The 17,577-nt window shown below is 75.0% G+C and carries 17 protein-coding genes; 8 read left to right on the top strand and 9 right to left on the bottom strand.

Annotation, left to right across the window (positions count from 1 at the left end; genetic code table 11):
• Nucleotides 1–45: 45 nt before the first annotated feature.
• The 3 genes from HDG68_RS15780 to HDG68_RS15770 are packed head-to-tail and all read right to left on the bottom strand — an operon-like array spanning nucleotide 46 to nucleotide 2,418.
• On the bottom strand, nucleotides 46–735 hold the full coding sequence (locus tag HDG68_RS15780; protein ID WP_246254144.1) for a biliverdin-producing heme oxygenase: 690 nt from the start codon (nucleotides 733–735) through the stop codon (nucleotides 46–48).
• Between the two features lie 52 nt (nucleotides 736–787).
• Complete coding sequence (locus tag HDG68_RS15775) at nucleotides 788–2,005, bottom strand: RNA polymerase sigma factor (RefSeq protein ID WP_343037619.1); 1,218 nt, start codon at nucleotides 2,003–2,005, stop codon at nucleotides 788–790.
• 2 nt (nucleotides 2,006–2,007) lie between these two features.
• Nucleotides 2,008–2,418 carry a YciI family protein gene (locus HDG68_RS15770; protein ID WP_172153603.1) on the bottom strand — a complete coding sequence of 137 codons (411 nt, stop codon included), beginning with the start codon at nucleotides 2,416–2,418 and terminating at the stop codon, nucleotides 2,008–2,010.
• Nucleotides 2,419–2,648: 230 nt separating this feature from the next.
• On the opposite strand from HDG68_RS15770, the gene HDG68_RS17220 reads away from it, so the two are divergent.
• The 5 genes from HDG68_RS17220 to rlmC are packed head-to-tail and all read left to right on the top strand — an operon-like array spanning nucleotide 2,649 to nucleotide 8,215.
• Nucleotides 2,649–2,906, top strand: coding sequence for a hypothetical protein (locus HDG68_RS17220; RefSeq protein ID WP_246254142.1), 258 nt, complete (start codon nucleotides 2,649–2,651; stop codon nucleotides 2,904–2,906).
• Nucleotides 2,903–5,869, top strand: coding sequence for a helix-turn-helix transcriptional regulator (locus HDG68_RS17615; RefSeq protein WP_343037618.1), 2,967 nt, complete (start codon nucleotides 2,903–2,905; stop codon nucleotides 5,867–5,869). Before HDG68_RS17220 ends, HDG68_RS17615 begins: the two co-directional genes overlap by 4 nt.
• Nucleotides 5,866–6,501: a DinB family protein gene (locus tag HDG68_RS15760; RefSeq protein ID WP_172153601.1), complete on the top strand. Its 636-nt coding sequence runs from the start codon at nucleotides 5,866–5,868 to the stop codon at nucleotides 6,499–6,501. The genes HDG68_RS17615 and HDG68_RS15760 overlap by 4 nt, the downstream gene beginning before the upstream one ends.
• Nucleotides 6,498–6,929: a VOC family protein gene (locus HDG68_RS15755; protein WP_172153600.1), complete on the top strand. Its 432-nt coding sequence runs from the start codon at nucleotides 6,498–6,500 to the stop codon at nucleotides 6,927–6,929. Before HDG68_RS15760 ends, HDG68_RS15755 begins: the two co-directional genes overlap by 4 nt.
• 47 nt (nucleotides 6,930–6,976) lie before the next feature.
• Nucleotides 6,977–8,215: a 23S rRNA (uracil(747)-C(5))-methyltransferase RlmC gene (gene rlmC, locus HDG68_RS15750; RefSeq protein WP_172153599.1), complete on the top strand. Its 1,239-nt coding sequence runs from the start codon at nucleotides 6,977–6,979 to the stop codon at nucleotides 8,213–8,215.
• Here rlmC and HDG68_RS15745 read toward each other — a convergent pair whose 3' ends face one another.
• A complete protein-coding gene (locus tag HDG68_RS15745; protein WP_172153598.1) occupies nucleotides 8,216–9,655 on the bottom strand; it encodes a zf-HC2 domain-containing protein in 1,440 nt (479 codons plus the stop codon). It lies immediately after the preceding gene.
• Between the two features lie 125 nt (nucleotides 9,656–9,780).
• Between HDG68_RS15745 and HDG68_RS15740 the strand changes: the two genes are divergently transcribed.
• Complete coding sequence (locus HDG68_RS15740) at nucleotides 9,781–10,860, top strand: FUSC family protein (RefSeq protein WP_172153597.1); 1,080 nt, start codon at nucleotides 9,781–9,783, stop codon at nucleotides 10,858–10,860.
• 57 nt (nucleotides 10,861–10,917) lie between these two features.
• On the opposite strand, the gene HDG68_RS15735 is transcribed toward HDG68_RS15740, so the two are convergent.
• Together HDG68_RS15735 and ddaH are read right to left on the bottom strand one after the other, a co-directional pair.
• A complete protein-coding gene (locus HDG68_RS15735) occupies nucleotides 10,918–11,997 on the bottom strand; it encodes an ornithine cyclodeaminase (protein WP_172153596.1) in 1,080 nt (359 codons plus the stop codon).
• Entirely contained in the window at nucleotides 11,994–12,959 is a 966-nt protein-coding gene (gene ddaH, locus HDG68_RS15730; RefSeq protein WP_172153595.1) for a dimethylargininase, read from the bottom strand. Before ddaH ends, HDG68_RS15735 begins: the two co-directional genes overlap by 4 nt.
• A 119-nt stretch (nucleotides 12,960–13,078) precedes the next feature.
• On the opposite strand from ddaH, the gene HDG68_RS15725 reads away from it, so the two are divergent.
• The gene (locus HDG68_RS15725) at nucleotides 13,079–13,522 is read left to right on the top strand and encodes an AsnC family transcriptional regulator (protein WP_172153594.1); all 444 of its coding nucleotides are present in this window, start codon (nucleotides 13,079–13,081) and stop codon (nucleotides 13,520–13,522) included.
• A 97-nt stretch (nucleotides 13,523–13,619) separates the two neighbouring features.
• Here the strand turns inward: HDG68_RS15725 and HDG68_RS15720 are convergent, their stop codons facing one another.
• Entirely contained in the window at nucleotides 13,620–14,006 is a 387-nt protein-coding gene (locus HDG68_RS15720) for a DUF3817 domain-containing protein (protein ID WP_172153593.1), read from the bottom strand.
• Nucleotides 14,007–14,114: 108 nt separating this feature from the next.
• On the opposite strand from HDG68_RS15720, the gene HDG68_RS15715 reads away from it, so the two are divergent.
• Nucleotides 14,115–14,873 (top strand): GH25 family lysozyme, encoded by a 759-nt coding sequence (locus HDG68_RS15715; RefSeq protein ID WP_172153592.1) that lies wholly within the window; start codon nucleotides 14,115–14,117, stop codon nucleotides 14,871–14,873.
• Between the two features lie 161 nt (nucleotides 14,874–15,034).
• On the opposite strand, the gene HDG68_RS15710 is transcribed toward HDG68_RS15715, so the two are convergent.
• Together HDG68_RS15710 and HDG68_RS15705 are read right to left on the bottom strand one after the other, a co-directional pair.
• Nucleotides 15,035–17,107 carry a thioredoxin domain-containing protein gene (locus HDG68_RS15710; RefSeq protein ID WP_172153591.1) on the bottom strand — a complete coding sequence of 691 codons (2,073 nt, stop codon included), beginning with the start codon at nucleotides 17,105–17,107 and terminating at the stop codon, nucleotides 15,035–15,037.
• 26 nt (nucleotides 17,108–17,133) lie between these two features.
• The gene (locus HDG68_RS15705; protein WP_172153590.1) at nucleotides 17,134–17,511 is read right to left on the bottom strand and encodes a DUF1330 domain-containing protein; all 378 of its coding nucleotides are present in this window, start codon (nucleotides 17,509–17,511) and stop codon (nucleotides 17,134–17,136) included.
• Nucleotides 17,512–17,577: the final 66 nt, after the last annotated feature.

Here is a 17,577-nt window from a genome sequence, read left to right as displayed (position 1 = left end):
GTGGACCACCTCACAGGGGACGCCGGGCGCGATCCCGGCGGCGCGTCAGCGCGAGACGCCCGGGTGCCGCTCCCCCAGCTCGACGAAGACGGCACGGTTGAGCCGGAAGGCCTCCTGCGCCTCGGCCACCGCGACGTCGGTCTCCTCGGCCGAGAGCGCGAGGCCGTCGAGGCGCTCGCGGTACAGGTCCTTGAACGGCTTGACCTTGACGATCTCGGGGAAGTCGTAGAACTCCAGCCCGGCGACTCCCATGCCGTAGTGGCGCTGCATCATGCGCTGGACGATCTGCCCACCGGACAGGTCGCCGAGGTAGCGGGTGTAGGCGTGCGCGGCGTAGCGGGGCAGGTCGCCCCCGACATCGCGCAGCCGCGCGACATACGTCTCGGTGGCCGGCAGGACGCGGATCTCCTCGCGCCATCCGTCGCCGTGCAGGTACGCCAGGTCACGCTCGATGGCGGGCACCCGCGTCAGCTCGTCGAACACCAGGCCGGTGCCGCGCTGGTCGGCACGGACGACGGCGCTCGCCTCCTCCAGCGCCGTGTACACGGCGTGCTGCTGGGCGGCGAGGTCGGCGTAGGCGGCGACGTCGAGCCCGCCGGACATCAGCCGGGAGACGAAGCCCTCATTCTCGGCCTGCTCGTGCTCGGCACGGGTGCCCTCGCGCAGCAGGGCGGACAGAGGTGCGTCGAGGGCGACGGCGGCGGGCATGGTGACCTCCCGGTCGAGCATGTTCATGACGAACTGTCGTGACGGTGTGTCATGACGAGGCATACGCTAGCACCGCGAATTAGGTATGCCTACCCTCTGTCTCACCGCCCGGTTCAGGACGGCCGTCACGCCGGACCCCGGCCCGCAGCCGGGCCGCCTGCTTCACCAGGTGGTCCCGCTCCGGGACGGTCGTGGCGGCCTCCGCGGCCTGTGCGTACCGCCGCGCCGCCTCCTCGCGGTCGCCGGCCAGCTCGTGCAGGTAGGCGGCGACCGCGTCGGCCCCCGGCACGCCGTCGTCGACGTCGGCCAGCGCGCGCTGCCCCGCGAGCGCCCCGTCGGCGTGCCCGACGGCGACCGCCCGGTTCAGGCGCACCACCGGCGAGTCCGCGAGCGCCACCAGCTCGTCGTACCAGCCCAGGATCTGCACCCAGTCGGTCTCGTCGGCCGTCGCGGCGTCGTCGTGCAGGGCCTGGATCGCGGCCTGGGCCTGGTACTCGCCGAGCCGGTCGCGCGCCAGCGCCCCCTGCAGGATCCGGACCCCCTCGGCGACCTGCGCGGTGTCCCACCGGCCGCGGTCCTGATCGGCGAGCGCCACGAGCTCGCCGCCCGCCGTCCAGCGGGCGGCACGCCGGGCGTCGGTGAGCAGCATCAGCGCCAGGAGCCCGGCCACCTCGGGGTCGTCGGTGGCCGCCTCGAGCTGGCGGGTGAGCCGGATCGCCTCGCGGGCCAGGTCCACCTCGCCGGCGTGCCCCGCGGAGAACATCACGTAGAGCACCCGCAGCACGGCGCGGACGTCGCCGGGTCGGTCGAGGCGGCGGCCGGCGAGCGTGCGCTTGGCGCGGCTGATGCGTTGCGCCATCGTCGCCTCCGGGACCATGTACGCGGCGGCGACCTGCGCCGTCGTCAGCCCGCCGACCGCCCGCAGCGCGAGGGCCACGGCCGACGCCGGGCTGAGGGCCTCGTGGCAGCACCGGCTGAGCAGCAGCAGGGTGTCGTCGGCCTGCTCGACGGGACCGGGGTCCGGTTCGAGGGCCGCCCGGTCCTCCCGTCCCCGGCGTGCGGACTCGGCGCGCCGCACGTCGAGGAAACGTCGCCAGGCGACGGTGACGAGCCAGCCGCGCGGCTCGGCGGGCACGTCGGTGGGCCACCGCCGGGACGCCTCGAGCAGCGCCTCCTGCACGCAGTCCTCGGCCGCGGCGAAGTCGGCGCCGCGGCGCACGAGGATGCCGAGGACCGGCGGGCCGAGCTCGCGCAGGAGCTCGCCCAGCCGGTCCCCGGCCACGCCCTCGGCGCCCACCGCTACGCCTCAGCGGGGACGTCGGACAGGAACGGGCGCACCTCGATCCACTCCTCGAGGGGCTTGCCGCCCTGGCCGGGTGCGGACGACAGGAACGCCGCCGCCTCGTGCGCCCGCTCGACCGAGTCGACGTCGATGATCATCCAGCCGGCGATGACGTCCTTGGTCTCGGCGAACGGACCGTCGGTGACCGGCGGGCGTCCCTCGCCGTCGTACCGGACGAACGTGCCGTCCGGGGAGAGCGCCTGGGCGTCGACGAACTCGCCGCGCTCGGTGAGCGTGTCGGCGACGTGCTGCATGAACGCGATGTGGTCCGAGACCTCCTGAGGCGTCCAGCGGTCCATCGGTTCGCGGGCGTTCGGGCGCTGCTCCGGGCCGCCGCGGTAGTGCTTGAGCAGCAGGTACCTGGCCATGATGGTGCTCCTTCGTGGTCGTCGTGGTCTCGAGTGGTCCTTGCGTCGATCGTGCCGACACCCCGGGGACGGAGCCACCGGACGGATCTCGACATCCGCCACCCACCTCAGGCTGCCGGGCCGCCGTCTGAGGTACCCGACGGCGTCAGGACCGGTCGATCGGACGATGTCCGGGTGCCCGCCTCAGCGGCATCGTCGGTCCCGACGGACCCGCCGGAGGGAGCACGACGATGAACCAGCAGCTGTTCGGACCCGCGATGGAGGCCGAGCTCGCCTACCGTCGCGAGCGCGCCGCCCTGGCCTACGGTCGCCCGCTCCTCGGCGGGCGTGCCTGGCGGGCGGTGCTGCGCCGCGTGCGGCAGAGCCTGCGCGTGCGCGAGACGATATCCGCCGTCGTCGCCGAGCCGTCGGCCCCGCCGGTACGCCGTCCCCACCACCGCGCCCCGCACCGCCCCGTGTCGGGGGCCGGTGGGACCATGGCGGGGTGAGACGCTCGTCACAGATCCCCCTCGTCGCGCGCGAGCCGCAGGTCGAGGGCTTCGGCCGTGCGCTCGAACGCGCCGCGCACGGCGACCCGGGCGTGCTGGTGATCGGTGGCGACGCCGGCGTGGGCAAGACCCGCCTGGTCAAGCACCTGGCGGCGCGCGCCGAGGACGTCGGCGGACGGGCCGTCGTCGCGCACTGCGTCGACCTCGGCGACGTCGGCATCCCCTACCTGCCGTTCAGCGAGGCGCTGCGCCTCCTCGCCGACGGGCACGACGCCGTCGCCGACGTCCTGGCCACCCGTCCCGCGCTCGCCCGCCTGCTCGGACCGACCGGTGCCCCGACGACGGACGACCCCGCGGGCGCGTCCGTGGACCGGCTGCCGCTCCTGGACGGCATCGCGACCACGCTCGCCGCCGCCGGCGCGCCCGGGGCGCCGCTCGTCCTCGTCGTGGAGGACCTACACTGGGCCGACCCCTCCACCCGCGACGTGCTGCGGTTCCTGGTCACGCGGCTGCGGGCCGAGCACCTGCTGCTCGTGCTCACCTACCGCGCCGACGACGTCGACCGCCGTCACCCGCTGCGTCCCCTGCTCGCCGAGCTGCACCGCCTCGACCGCGTCGAGCACGTCGAGCTCGCCCCCTTCACGCCCGACGAGCTGCGCCGGTTCACCACCGCGCTGCAGGGCGGACCGCTGCCCGAGCACCACCTCGCGGACATCCAGCGCCGCAGCGACGGCAACGCCTTCTTCGCCGAGGAGCTGCTGGCCGCCGGCAGCATCGGCGGACCGCTGCCCTGGTCCCTCGCCGACGTCCTGCACGCCCGCCTGCAGGACCTGCCCGCACCGGTGCACCACCTCGTCCGGCTCGCGTCCGTGGGCGGACGCCGGGTCGCCGAGGACCTGCTGCTCGCCGTCGCCGCCCGCACCCCCGGGCTCGACGGCGACGGCGCCGCCGTCACCGCGGTGCACGGCGCCGTCGCGCACCAGGTGCTGACCCTGGAGGAGGACCACCTCGCGTTCCGGCACGCGCTCGTCGCCGAGGCCCTCTACACCGACCTGCTGCCCGGGGAGCGCGCGGCCGCCCACCGCACGTTCCTCGCGGCGCTCCTCGACGACCCGGACCTCGGCTCGGCCGCCGAACGCGCCCACCACGCGCTGCAGGGCCACGACCTGACCACCGCGCTGACGTCCTCGTGGGCGGCGGCGCAGCGGGCCCGCGAGCTGCTCGCGCCCGCCGAGCAGCGCCGGCACCTGGAGGAGGTGCTGTCGCTGTGGGAGTCCGTGCCCGACGCCGCCGACCTGATCGGGCACGACCGCGTGCACGTCGCGCTCGCCGCCGCGGGTGCCGCCGCCCGCCACGGCCAGACCGTCCGCGCGGTCCAGCTCGCGCGCCGGGCGATCGAGGCCCTCGACGACGACCCGGTCCGGCAGGCCGGCGCCCGCCACAAGCTGGCGCAGTTCCTCCTGGACGTCGACGACCTGACCGGCGCCGTCGAGCAGACCGACCTGGCGCTGGAGGCCCTGGGCGACGCGCCCACGCGCGAGCTGGCGGCCACGCTCGCCGTGCGCGGCCGGATCGAGCTCAACCGCGACGAGGACGCCGCGGCCCGCGACCACCTGCGCCGCGCCATGCAGGTCGCCGAGCAGGTCGACGCACCCGTCGTGGAGATCGAGGCCCTCGCCTCCGCCGCGGCGCTGGAGAGCGCCGACCCGGCGGAGGCCGTGCGGCTCGGCGAGGTGGCCGTGCGCCGCGCCCGCGAGGTCGGTGCGGTGATGACCGAGGCACGGTGCTGGCAGAACCTCGCCGTCGCGCACTACGAGGCCGGCCACCTCGACGAGGCCGAGCACGTCCTGGCCCGCGGCATCGCCCGCACGCGGGAGACCGCCACGTCCCGCAGCCCGTTCGGCGTGTGGATGCGGCTGCTCACCGAGGTGCTGCGCTACGTGCGCGGCGACCTGTCCGACGGCGGGGCGCCGTCGGACGTGCCGGCACCCGAGGCGGCGATGTTCGCCGGCGTGCGCGCGCAGGCCGCCGTGGCGCGCGGCGACACGGACGCGCTCGAGCAGGTCGACGCGCTGCGCGGCCTGTGGGACGTCGACGGGTTCGTCGCGCTGTGCGGCGGGAGCGCCGGCGTCGACGCGCTGACCTGGGCCGGCCGGTACGACGACGCGGCGCGGCTGGCCACCGACGTCACCGACCACCTCGCCCGGGTGTGGAGCCCGCACTTCCTCGGCGGGATCCGGCTCGCGGCGCTCGCGCTCGGCGCCCTGGCCGCCGGTGCCGAGGACCCGGGCGCCCGGCACGACGACGGCACCCGCGACACGCTGCGAGCGCGCGCCGACGCCCTGGTCGCCACGGCCCACGACACCGCCCGCACGGGCCGGACCCGCAGCGGCGAGCTCGGCCCCGAGGGCAGGGCCTGGCTGGCGCGCGCCGACGCCGAGCACGCCCGCGCCGTCACCGCGCTGACCGACGGCCCCGCCGACCCCGGCCGGTGGGAGGTCACCGTGGCCGCGTTCGACTACGGCCACCGCTACGAGCGGGCGCGCAGCCGGCTGCGCTGGGCCCAGGCGCTGCGCGCCGCCGGCGAACCCGACCGCGCGGCCCGCGAGGCCGCCGAGACGCTGGCCGAGGCGGAGGCGATGGGCGCCCGACCGCTGGCCGAGGCGACCCGCACCTGGGCGCGCCGGGCCCGCATCGCGCTGCCCGGGTCACGGCGCACCTCCTCCCCGCTCACCGACCGCGAGGACGAGGTGCTCGCCCTCGTGGCACGGGGACTGTCCAACCGGCAGATCGGCGAGGAGCTCTTCATCACCGCCAAGACCGTCAGCGTGCACGTGTCCAACCTGCTGGCCAAGCTGGACGTCTCCGGCCGCGCCGAGGCGGTGGCCGTCGCGGCCCGCCGCGGGCTGCTCCCCCTCGACGTCCCGGCCGTCCCGGCGGGCCCGAGGAAGGAGCGACGATGACGGACCCGACCCACGAACCACCCGCGGACCCCACCGACCCCGCTAAGGCCACGCTGCTGCGGTACCTGCGCGGCACTCGCGAGGCGCTGCTGTGGAAGACGGAGGGCCTGTCGGAGCGGGCGCTGCGCACCCCGCGGACCGGCACCGGCACCAACCTGCTCGGCCTGGTCAAGCACGCCGCCAGCGTCGAGGTCGGCTACTTCGGCGAGACGTTCGGCCGGGACTGGCCCACCCCGCAGGAGCTGTCCTGGACCGAGCGCTGGGACGAGGAGCCGAACGCCGACTTCTACGCCGAGCCTCACGAGTCCGCCGACGACCTGCGCGACCTGTACCGGCGGGTCGGCGCGTTCGCGGACGAGACCATCGAGACGCTGCCCCTCGACGCACCCGGCCGGGTGCCCTGGTGGGGCGAGCGCGGCGAGGTCACCCTCCACCAGGTGTGCGTGCACGTGCTCGCCGACCTGCAGCGGCACGCCGGCCACGCCGACATCCTGCGCGAGCAGATCGACGGCGCGGTGGGGCTGCAGGAGGGCAACACCAACATCTGGCCGGTCGACTGGCCGGCCTACCTAGCCCGGCTGCACGCCATCGCCGACCGGTTCCCCGGACCGGACGAGGAGGACCGGACATGACCACACCGACCGCCGACACCTTCCCGCGCATCCGACAGATCGTGCTCGACACCACCGACGCACGCTCCCTGGCCGAGTTCTACCGCCGCCTCTTCGGACTGCACTACCGGCCCGGCGACGAGCCCCCGGTCGACGGCGAACCCGACCCCCGCGGCGCCGACTGGCTGGTCCTGGCCGGTACCGGCGGGTTCAGCCTCGCGTTCCAGCAGGTCGACAGCATCGCATCACCCACCTGGCCGGACCCGGCCGTGCCCCAGCAGCTCCACCTCGACACCACGGTCCCCGACGCGACAGAGCTCGACCGGCAGCACGAACGGGCCCTCGCCCTCGGTGCCCGGCTGCTGTTCGACCGGTCCGACGACCCGCAGGAACCGCTGCGCGTCTACGCCGACCCGCAGGGGCACCCGTTCTGCCTGTTCGTCGCCTGACGCCGACCGCTTCGACGACTGAGGCCCGCGCCCGGGACAATGGGGGCGTGCAGTGCCCCCACTACGACGCCGGCCGGTGCCGCTCGTGCACCCTCCTCGACATCGCGCGCCCCCAACAGGTCCGCGACAAGCAGGCGCACGTGGCCGAGCTGCTCGCGGCGCACGACGACGTCACCTGGCTGCCGCCCGTCGTCGGACCGGAGAGCGGGTTCCGCAACAAGGCCAAGATGGTCGTCACCGGCACCGTCGAGGACCCGGTCCTCGGCATCGTCGGACCGCCCGGCCCGTACGCCGGGCAGAGCGTCGACCTCACCGACTGCGGCCTCTACCCCCCGGCGCTGCAGGAGGCGTTCGCACCGCTCGCCGAACTGGTCACCCGCGCCACGATCCGGCCCTACGACCTGACCCCCGAACGAGACGGACGCCGCGTCACCCCGCGCGACGCCGCCCGCCGCGGCGAGCTCAAGCACGTCCTGGTCACGCTCTCCGCCGACGGCGAGCTCATGGTGCGGCTCGTCCTGCGCTCCACCGAGGCCGTCGCCCGCATCCGCAAGCACCTGCCCTGGCTGCACGCCCGCCTCCCGGCGCTCGCGGTGCTCAGCGTCAACGTCCAGCCCGCCCATGCCGCCGTCCTGGAGGGCGACGAGGAGATCGTGCTCACCGAGCGCGCCACCCTGCCGATGCGCGTCGACGGCATCACGCTGCACCTGCGCCCGCAGAGCTTCTTCCAGACCAACACCGGCGTCGCCGCGGCGCTGTACCGGCAGGCGCGCGACTGGGTGGAGGAGATCGACCCGGCGTCGCTGTGGGACCTGTACTGCGGCGTCGGCGGGTTCGCGCTGCACTGCGCCGCGCCCGGCCGGTCCGTGACGGGCATCGAGATCTCCGCCGAGGCCGTGGCGTCGGCGACCACGACGGCGGCCGAGCTCGCCGCCCTGCCGGCCGCCGCCGTCGTCGGCGACCAAGACGCCGCGTGGTGGCGGGATGCCGTGGCGGGCGTCCGGTTCGACGCCGGCGACGCGGCCGGGTTCGCGCTCGGCACCGACGACGACCCCGAGCTCGTGATCGTCAACCCGCCGCGGCGCGGGATCGGCCCGGACCTGGCCGGGCGCCTGGAGGCCTCCCGGGTCCGCCACGTCCTCTACTCCAGCTGCCGGGCCCAGACGCTCGCCAGCGATCTCAAGCACATGCCGTCGCTGCGTCCGCGGCGGGCGGTGCTGCTCGACATGTTCCCGCAGACCGGGCACTACGAGGTGCTGACCCTGCTGGAGCGCGTCCCCGCCTGATCAGTCCAGGCCGAGGAACGACAGCCGCGCCCCGTGCCGGGCCCCCTCGGTGACCTCCAGCTCCACCGAGACCGTGCCGCGCGACGCACCCCGCGTCCACACCCACCAGCCGCCGTGCCGCTGCTCGACACGGACGTTGCCGCGCCGGGCGGAGACGGCCGCGACCTGCGCGTCCCCCGTGGGGTCGACCAGGTAGTACCCGTGCCGTGGCACGTCGAGACCGACCGTGACGGACACGAGCTCCGGCTCCGGGGGCGGCGGGGGCGGTTCGGTGCGTGTCGGTCCGGGCGTGGGCTCGCTCGACCGGTTGGGCGTCGGCGTGGGGTCGGGCGTGGGCGTCGGGTCCGGGTCCGACGACGGCGCGGGGTCGGGACCGCCGGATCCCGCCCCATCGCCCGGGGCACCGGGTTCCGCCGGTTCCGCGGGGTCGTCGTCGCCACCGGTCGCGTCGGGCGTCGGCGTCGGGTCGGGCTCCGGCGGCACGGCCGGGACGAGCGCGCCCGTGCCCTCGGCGGTCCCCGGCGACGGGGTGGCCTCCGGCGTGGGCGACGCCGACGGCGTGGCCTCCGGCGTCGCGCTCGGGCTGGGCTCCGGCGTCGCGCTCGCCGCGGGAGACGGGCTCGACGACGCCACCGCGGCCGGACCGTCGTCGGGCACGGCCGCACCGACCGCCGCCGCCGGCGGCTCGTCCGCCGCGGGCCCGCCGAGACCGCCGAGCATCGCGGCAGCCGCCACCGCCACCACCGTGGCGCCCACGGCACCCACCACTGCCACCGGCCGCCCGAAGACCTGCCGCAGGTCGCGCGCCAGCCACTCCCACGCGCCCGCGAGCGCACCACCCGCCGCAGCGGGCCACGCCAGCAGGCCCGCCGTCGTCGACGGCGCACCCAGCGCCCCGACCACCACCGGCACCGCGACGCCGCTGCCCGCCGTACCGGCCAGCAGCACGGGAGCGACGTCGCGCAGCGCCCAACCGGCCTGCCGCACGTCCACGAACGCGCGCATGCAGCCCGAGCAGCCGAACAGGTGCTCCTCGAACGACCGGCGACGCGCCGCGGGCAGGTCGTGGCGGACGTACTCGGGCAGCGAGGTGCGCGTCTCCAGGCACGGCTGCGGCACGGCGCCCCGGGCGTGCGCCGCCGAGAGGGCACCGGTGAGGCGCTGCTCCGCGACACGCAGACGCCGCAGCACCGCACGCACGTGCATCCCCATCTCCCGGGCCACCACCTCGACCCGGCGCTCGACCACGTGCAGGTCCCACAGCAGCTGCTGCTCGTCGTGGGGCAGGCTCGCCAGCGCGGTGCGCACCACGTCCGGGTCCGCCGTGCCCGGCGCGCCCGGACCGTCGTCGTGCCCTGCCGCGGCGGCGGTCTCCCGGAGCGTGCGGGCGACGTCGTCCGCAGCCACCGACCCGGCCCTGCCGGGATCCGTCGCCGTCATGCGCCACCTCTGTTCCCCACCGACCGGACCGACTCGCAGGGCATTGTTCCAACACCTGCCCGTGCGGGGAAAGTCACGCCCGTCTGCGCGAGCGCGGCCGCGGGCGTTCCGGTTCACTGATGCTCATGGTCGAACGGGTCTGGTCACGAACACGCGACTGGTTCGCCTCCCCCGCGAACCAGACCGACGCGCTGCAGATGTTCAAGGCCGCCCTCGCGGCGACCGCCGCCTGGGCGCTGGCCGAGATGGTGCTCGGGCTCGAGCAGGCGTTCCTCGCCCCCTGGGTCGCGCTGCTCACGGTCCATGCCACCGTCCACCGCACGCTCTGGCGCGGAGTGCAGACCGTGCTCGCGGTCGGCGCCGGCATCCTGCTCTCCCTCGTGGTCGTCACCGCCTTCGAGGCCACCGTGTGGTCGTTCGGGCTGGCGCTGCTGGTCGGGCTGATCCTGGGGCGCCTGCCCTGGCTGCGTGAAGAGGGCGTCACCGTCGCCACCACCGCCCTGTTCGTCATCACCACCGGCTACAACCTGTCCGAGCAGCGCGCCATCGACCTGCTGCCCGACCGCCTCCTCGACACGGCCGTCGGCGTCGGTGTGGCCGTGCTGGTCAACCTGCTCGTCTTCCCGCCGCTCAACGACCGCAGCGCCCAGCAGCAGATCGACGACGTCGACGCCAAGCTCGGCTCACTGCTCAGCGACATGGCCACCCAGATGGAGCGGCCCTGGGACTCCCAGGAGGAGGACGACTGGATCGAACGCACCCGGGAGATCTCCCGCGACGTCGACCACGCCTGGTCGCTGGTCAACACCGCCCGCGAGGCCGGACGCTGGAACCCCCGCCGTCGGCGCCACCCCGGCGAGGAGATCCAGGGTTATCCCCAGATCCTGCTGCGCCTCGAGGAGGGCGTCGTGCAGACGCAGAGCATCGCCCGGCAGGTGCGCGAGTCCAGCCGGGAGGCCGACTCGTGGGACGAGCGCTTCCGCGGCCGGTACATCGCGCTGCTCGCCGAGACCGGCCGGCGCGTCGCCGACCCCGACCAGGACGTCGCACCGCTGCGCGCCGACCTGCGCGAGCTCGCCGACGACCTGTCCGACGAGGACCTCGGTGCCCGCTACTGGCCGCTGTACGGGGCCCTCATCGCGAACCTGCAGGCCATCGTCGACGTGGTCGACGACGTCGCCACCGCCCGGCCCGTACGGACCTGAGCGGCGGCGACGTCGGGGGGCTCGGCGCGGCGACGGCGGACCGTCACCGCCGGCCGGTCACCGCTGGGCGGCCAAGGCCTCCGCCGCGACGAGCGACCACAGGTCCTTCGGGTCGGCCGGTTCGGCGATCAGGTCCACCTGCTGCAGCAGGGCGGGTGCGTCGCGGCGCACGGCCTCGTGCACGTAGCGCAGGGCCGTCCAGTCCTCGACGGCGAACCCGACCGAGTCGAAGACGGTCACCTGGTCGGGGGCGGTCCGCCCGACGGCGTCGCCGACGAGGATCTCCCACAGCTCGGTCACCGGGAAGTCGGGGTCGAGCTGCTGGATCTCGCCCTCGATGCGCGTCTGCGGCGTGTACTCGACCACCACGGCCGGGGCGGGTGCGCCCGGACGGCCCGGCGCCGTCAGGATGCTCGCCTCCAGCTCGGTCTTTCCCGGGCAGTCACCGCCGATCGCGTTGACGTGAACCCCGGGGGCGGCGTCGGCCAGCATGTCCGCCGTCAGCACGGTGGCGTCGCGCTTGTCCGCGGTGCAGGTGGTCACGACGTCGGCACCGCGGACGGCGTCGGCGGCGCTGGTGGCCTCGTGGACGTCGAACCCGAGCGCGCGGGCGTTGCGCACCAGCTTCTCGCGGGCCGCCGGGTCGACGTCCCAGGCCCGCAGGTGCGTGATCCCGAGAGCGGCGCGCATCCCGAGCGCCTGGAACTCCGCCTGGGTTCCGGTGCCGATCAGCGCGAGCGTGCGGCTGTCCGGGCGGGCCAGCAGGCGCGCGGCGAGCGCCGACGTCGCCGCCGTGCGCAGGGCCGTCAGCAGGGTCATCTCCGCGAGGAACGTCGGGTAGCCGTTGTGGACGTCGGCGAGCACGCCGAACGCGGTGACGGTCTGGAAGCCTCGCGCCGGGTTCACCGGGTGGCCGTTGACGTACTTGAACCCGTAGGTGACGCCGTCGGACGTGGGCATGAGCTCGATGACGCCCTCCGCGGAGTGCGAGGCGACGCGGGGCCGCTTGTCGAGCTCGGGCCAGCGCCGGAAGTCGGCGGCGAGGGCGTCGATCAGCTCGGTGATGATGCGCTCGGCGCCGCGGCCGGCGACCCAGCGGGCGGTGGCGGCGACGTCCAGCAGGTCGACGGTGGTCATGCGCGGGCCTCCTTCGGCTCGGTGGACGACGGCTGCGCGGCACGCAGCTCGAGGGTGCAGCACTTGACGGATCCGCCCCCCTTGAGCAGCTCGGACAGGTCGACCCCGACGGGGTCGAACCCGCGCTCGCGCAGCGCGGCGTGCATCCCGGTGGCACGGTCGGACAGGAACACGTGGCGGCCGTCGCTGACGGCGTTGAGGCCGAGGACCGCGGCGTCGTCCTCGGTGGCCTCGATCGCGTCGGGGTACCGCTCGCGCAGCACGGCGCGGGACGCCGGGGTGAACGCCTCCGGGAAGTACGCGATCTCGGGCCGCGTGCCGCCGTCGTGCGTGCCGCCGTCGCCCCGGGTGCCGGTGCTCAGCACGGCCAGCGCCGTGTCGAGGTGGTAGAAGCGCGGGTCGACGAGCTCGAGGGTGACGACGTCGACGTCGAGCCGGACGGAGGCCTCGGCGTGCGCGGCGCGGCTGGTGCGGAAGCCGGTGCCGGCGAGCAGGACTTCGCCGTCCCACAGCAGGTCGCCCTCGCCCTCGTTGAGCTCGGCGGCCTGGCCGAGGCTCTGCAGGCCGTGGTCGGCGCCGGTGGTGCGCAGCCACGCCTCGTAGGCGGCGCCCTCGGGCTGACGCTCGGGGTGGGTGAAGCGCGCGGCGAGGGCACGGCCGCCGACGACGACGCCGCCGTTGGCCGCGTAGACCATGTCCGGCAGTCCCGGCTCGGGGCGGATCACGTCGACCCGGTGGCCGCGGGACTCGTAGGCCGCCTTGAGGGCCTGCCACTGCACGACGGCGTGCCCGGCGTCGACCGGGACGCTGACGTCCATCCAGGGGTTGATCGCGTAGACGACGTCGAAGTGGACCGGCGGGCACATGAGGTAGTGGCGCGGGGTGGCGGCCCGGTCGGACGGCGTCGCCGACGTCGCCGGTAGCGTCCCGGGCCCGGGCAGGGGTGGTGTGAGCAGCGTCATACCGGGACGGTACGGGGAGCGACGTTGTGGCCGACGGCAACGATCTTGCCCATTGGGGCGCGGTTCTGCACGATTCGTTAGCCTGGACGCAACAGATCGACGCGCGAGGAGGGGAAACGGTGGACGAGATCAACCGGAAGATCGTGGGGCACCTGCTGCGCGACGGGCGGGCGTCGTTCGCCGAGATCGGCGAGTCCGTGGGCCTGTCCGCGCCCGCGGTGAAGCGGCGCGTCGACCGCATGCAGGCGCGCGGGGAGATCTCGGGGTTCACCGTGCAGGTCTCCCCCGAGCAGCTCGGGTGGCGGATCGTCGCCTACGTCGAGATCTTCTGCCGCGGCAACATCTCGCCGGCGACGCTGGAGCGCGACTTCGGCCCGATCCCCGAGGTGGTGCGCGTCGACACCGTCACCGGCGAGGCGGACGCGCTCGTGCAGATCATGGCCGACTCGATGTCCGACGTGGAACGGATCGTCGAGTCCTTCCGCGTGGGTGCGCGCGTCGACAAGACGCGCACGTCGATCGTGATGTCCCGGGTGATCGACCGGCCGACGCGCCTCGACTGACTGCCCGAGACGCTGTGGGCATGAAATCTGCAGCTCTGGAGCGTTCCAGGGGTGCAGATTTCATGCCCACAGCGGCGGGTGCGCGGGGCCGGGGCCGTCAGGCGGTCGGCACCGACCGTTCGGCCGCGGTCGGCACGTCCGGTGCGGTCCGCGCGTCCGGTGCCGTCAGGTGGCCGGTGCGGCGCAGCCACCACTCGGCGAGCAGCGTCGTCAGCGGCGGGACGGCCGCCGCGAGCGCCACGAGCGTGCGCCAGATCCCCCACCGGTACTTCACGGCGACGACCAGGGCGACGATCCCGTAGGCGACGAATGCCCCGCCGTGCAGCCGCCCGAACAGCCAGACCCCGGCCTCGGTGGTCTCGGTGACGTACTTGAGGAACATGCCGACCAGGAGGCCGGCCCAGGTGAACGCCTCGATCCAGGCGACGACGGCGAAGAGGCGGCCGAGGCCGGTCAGCGGCGGCTTCGTCGAGGTGGCGGGCATGCGGGGTTCCTCCGTGGGATCTGCGGGTGTCGTCGTGGCAACGTCCGACGTCGCGGGCCGGTTCCGTGGCGTGCGTCTCCCTGCCGGGCGGCCTGCCAGGATGAGGACATGGGTGCACAGCGGGTGGGACGACGGCGGTGGCTGCGGTGGACGGCAGCGGCTCTCGCTGCGTCGGTGCTGGTGGTGGGGGTGCTCGCGCTGCTGGTGTGGAACGGGGTGCTCTGGCCGAACCGGTTCCTGGCGAGCGGCTACGACGTACGCGGTGTCGACGTCTCGAGCTACCAGGGCGACATCGACTGGCCCGTGCTGGCCGACGAGGACATCGACTTCGCGTTCATCAAGGCGACCGAGGGGTCGAGCCACGTCGACGAGCGCTTCGCCGCCAACTGGGACGGTGCCCTGGCGACGGACCTGGTGGTGGGCGCCTACCACTTCCTGTCCTTCGAGAGCCCCGGCGAGACGCAGGCGGCGAACATGATCGAGCAGGTCCCCGCCACCCCGGGCACCCTGCCGCCGGTGGTCGACGCCGAGTACTACGCCGGGTTCGCGGCCGACCCGCCGAGCGTCGCAGAGCTGCGAGCCATCCTCGACCCGCTGCTCGCCGACCTGGAGGAGCACTACGGCGCGCCGCCGATCCTCTACACCACCCAGGAGTTCCGCGAACGGTTCCTGGGTGACGACTACGACGACCACCCGCTGTGGATCCGCGCGGTGGCACTCACCCCGGACGTGCCGCGGCACGAGTGGGAGTTCTGGCAGTACTCCGACCGCGACGTGCTGGACGGCTACTCCGGCGAGGAGACCCACATCGACATGAACGTGTTCGACGGGTCGCTCGAGGAGCTGCAGGCGCTGACGCTCGACTGACCCCCGCCGGCCGCGGTTCGCGAGGTCGTACCTTCCGTCTCCGGGTCGTACCCGCGGAGTACGACCGGGAGACGGAAGGTACGACCTCGCGAATCGCCTGCCTACCTGGCGGGGAGGTCCCCTACCTCGCCAAGGGTTCGCCTACCTCGCGAGGGGTTGGCCTACCTCGCGGGGAGGAGGAGGTCCGCCAGCTCCTCGGCGGTGGTCACCGGCCGGTCGCACACGAACCCGCGGCACACGTAGGCTGCCGGCCCGTCATCCACGAGCGGCCGCCCGGCCAGCAGCGGCACCCCCGGAGCGTCCGGAGCACCGGGCACGACGACGGCCCCCGCGGTGTGCGCGCGGCGTGCGGTCCGCAGCATCGCGCCCGCCAGCCGGGCTCCGCCGTCGTCGAGGTGATGCGCGGCCCCGCCGGTGCGGGCGGTCTCCAGCAGCACGCCGCCGTCCCCGCCGGCCGACGCCCCGACGACGGCGACCTGCCGCGGACCGTCGGCGAGCGCCTCGGCGGCCGTGAGCACGCCGCCCGCGAACCGGGGCGCCCGCCGCGCGAGCGTCCCCGAGGCACTCACGGCGGCCTCGGCGAGCTCGCGGTACCGGGCCGACCCGGTGAGCGCCGCGGCGGTCATGAGGGCCTCGGCCAGCGCCGACTGGCCGGACGGCTCGGGCCCGTCGCTGGGGTCGCGGGGCCGGACCACGAGGCGTTCGGCGTCGGAGCCGACGTCGTAGAACCCGCCGTCCTCCTCCGCGCCGAACAGGTCGACGGCGGCGTCGAGGATCTGCACGGCGGAGTCGAGCCACTGCGCCTCGCCGGTGGCCTGGTGCAGGCAGAGGAGCCCGCGGACGAGACCGCCGTGGTCGGCGGCGACGCCGAGCGCGTCCCCGACGATCCCGCCGCGGGAGGCGCGCCGCAGCCGGCCCTCGACGACGTGCTCGCTGAGCAGGAACGACGCGGCCTTGCGGGCGGCGGCCACCCAGAGGGGTTCGTCGAGCATGGCCCCGGCGTCGGCGAGCGTGGCGATCGCGATGCCGTTCCAGGCGGTGACGACCTTGTCGTCCCGGGCGGGCTGGGGGCGCTCGAGCCGTGCCACGAGGAGTCGGCTCCGCACGTCGGCCCACCACTCGGGGTCGGGGTCCTCGACGAGCTGCAGGGTCGAGGTCCCGTTCTCGAAGGTGCCCGCCTCGGTGACGCCGAGGACGCGGGCGGCGCGGGCGCCGTCGTCGTCCCCGAGCACCTCCCGCAGCTGGGCGGGGGTCCAGGCGTACGTGTAACCCTCGACGCTGCGGCCGTCGACGTCGGTGTCCGCGTCGAGCGCGGAGGCGAACCCGCCGGAGGACGTGCTCAGGTCCCGCAGCATGAACCCGGCGGTCTCGCGGACGACGCGCTCGGCCAGCGGGGACCCGGTGGCCCGCCACCAGCGCGCGTAGACGCCGAGGAGCTGGGCGTTGTCGTACAGCATCTTCTCGAAGTGCGGCACCACCCAGGCCTCGTCGACGGAGTACCGCGCGAACCCGCCGCCGAGCTGGTCGTAGATGCCCCCGCGCGCCATCGCGGTGCACGTGCGCTCCACGTGCTCCAGGGCGGCGGGGTTGCCGGTGCGGGCGTGGTGGCGCAGCAGGTGGTCGAGGGTCATCGACGGCGGGAACTTGGGCGCGCCGCCGAACCCGCCGTGCGTGGTGTCGGCGTCGGCGAGCAGGGCGTCGACGGCGGCGTCGAGCTCGGCGGCCTCGATCGGCGCGGGCGGCATCCCGGTGGCGGTCTGCGCGATCGCCGCGGTGACGGCGTCGGCCCGCTCGCCGACGGCGTCGCGGGCGTCGGTCCAGGCGTCCCGGACGGCGCCGAGCACCTCGAGGAACGGCTCGCGCGGGAAGTAGGTGCCGGTGTGGAAGGCGTCGCCGTCCGGGGTGAGGAACGCCGTCATCGGCCAGCCGCCCTGGCCGGTCATCGCCGTGGTGGCGGCCATGTAGACGGCGTCGACGTCGGGGCGCTCCTCGCGGTCGACCTTGATCGGCACGAAGCCCGCGTTGATCACCTCGGCGACCTCGGTGTCCTCGAAGGACTCGTGGGCCATGACGTGGCACCAGTGGCAGGCGGCGTACCCGACGGACAGCAGGACGGGCACGTCGCGTCGGCGGGCCTCGGCGAAGGCGGCCTCGCTCCACGGCCACCAGTCGACCGGGTTGTCGGCGTGCTGCCGCAGGTAGGGGGACGTGGCGGAGCGGAGTCGGTCGGCCATGCCCCCACGCTACGCGTCGCGGGCGATCATCTCTCCCCGCGGCCCCGCCACGGGACCGTCGGCTGCAGCACCGCCTCGGACAGGGCACGGCCCCGCAGGGTGGAGACCTCCTGGTAGCCGGGGTCGGAGACCATGCGCACGAACGCGTCCCGGGACACGTACCGGATCACCAGGACGGCGTCCCACTCCTGACCCTCCTCCGCGACGAGCGCGTCGCCGGCCTCGCCCGCGTAGACGAGCTCGCCGCCGTACTGCTGCAGGAACGGCGCGGCGCCGCGCATGTAGTCGGCGTACGTGTCCCGTCCGCCGGGGGCGAAGCGGAGCAGGTTGAGCATGACGACGGGCTCGTCGGGCGCGTGGTCGCGCAGCGCGGCGAGGGCGGACGGGGAGGCATCGACGGCCATGGCGATCTCCTGGGGTCTCGGTGCGTGACCGGCCTCCGGGCGACGGCGGCCGTGCTGTGACGCTAA

Source organism: Isoptericola chiayiensis (assembly GCF_013149805.1).
In the GTDB taxonomy this organism is placed as follows: Bacteria; Actinomycetota; Actinomycetes; order Actinomycetales; family Cellulomonadaceae; genus Isoptericola; species Isoptericola chiayiensis.
Note: the sequence above shows the minus strand (reverse complement) of the source record. Positions and strands in the feature narration are given on the sequence as shown.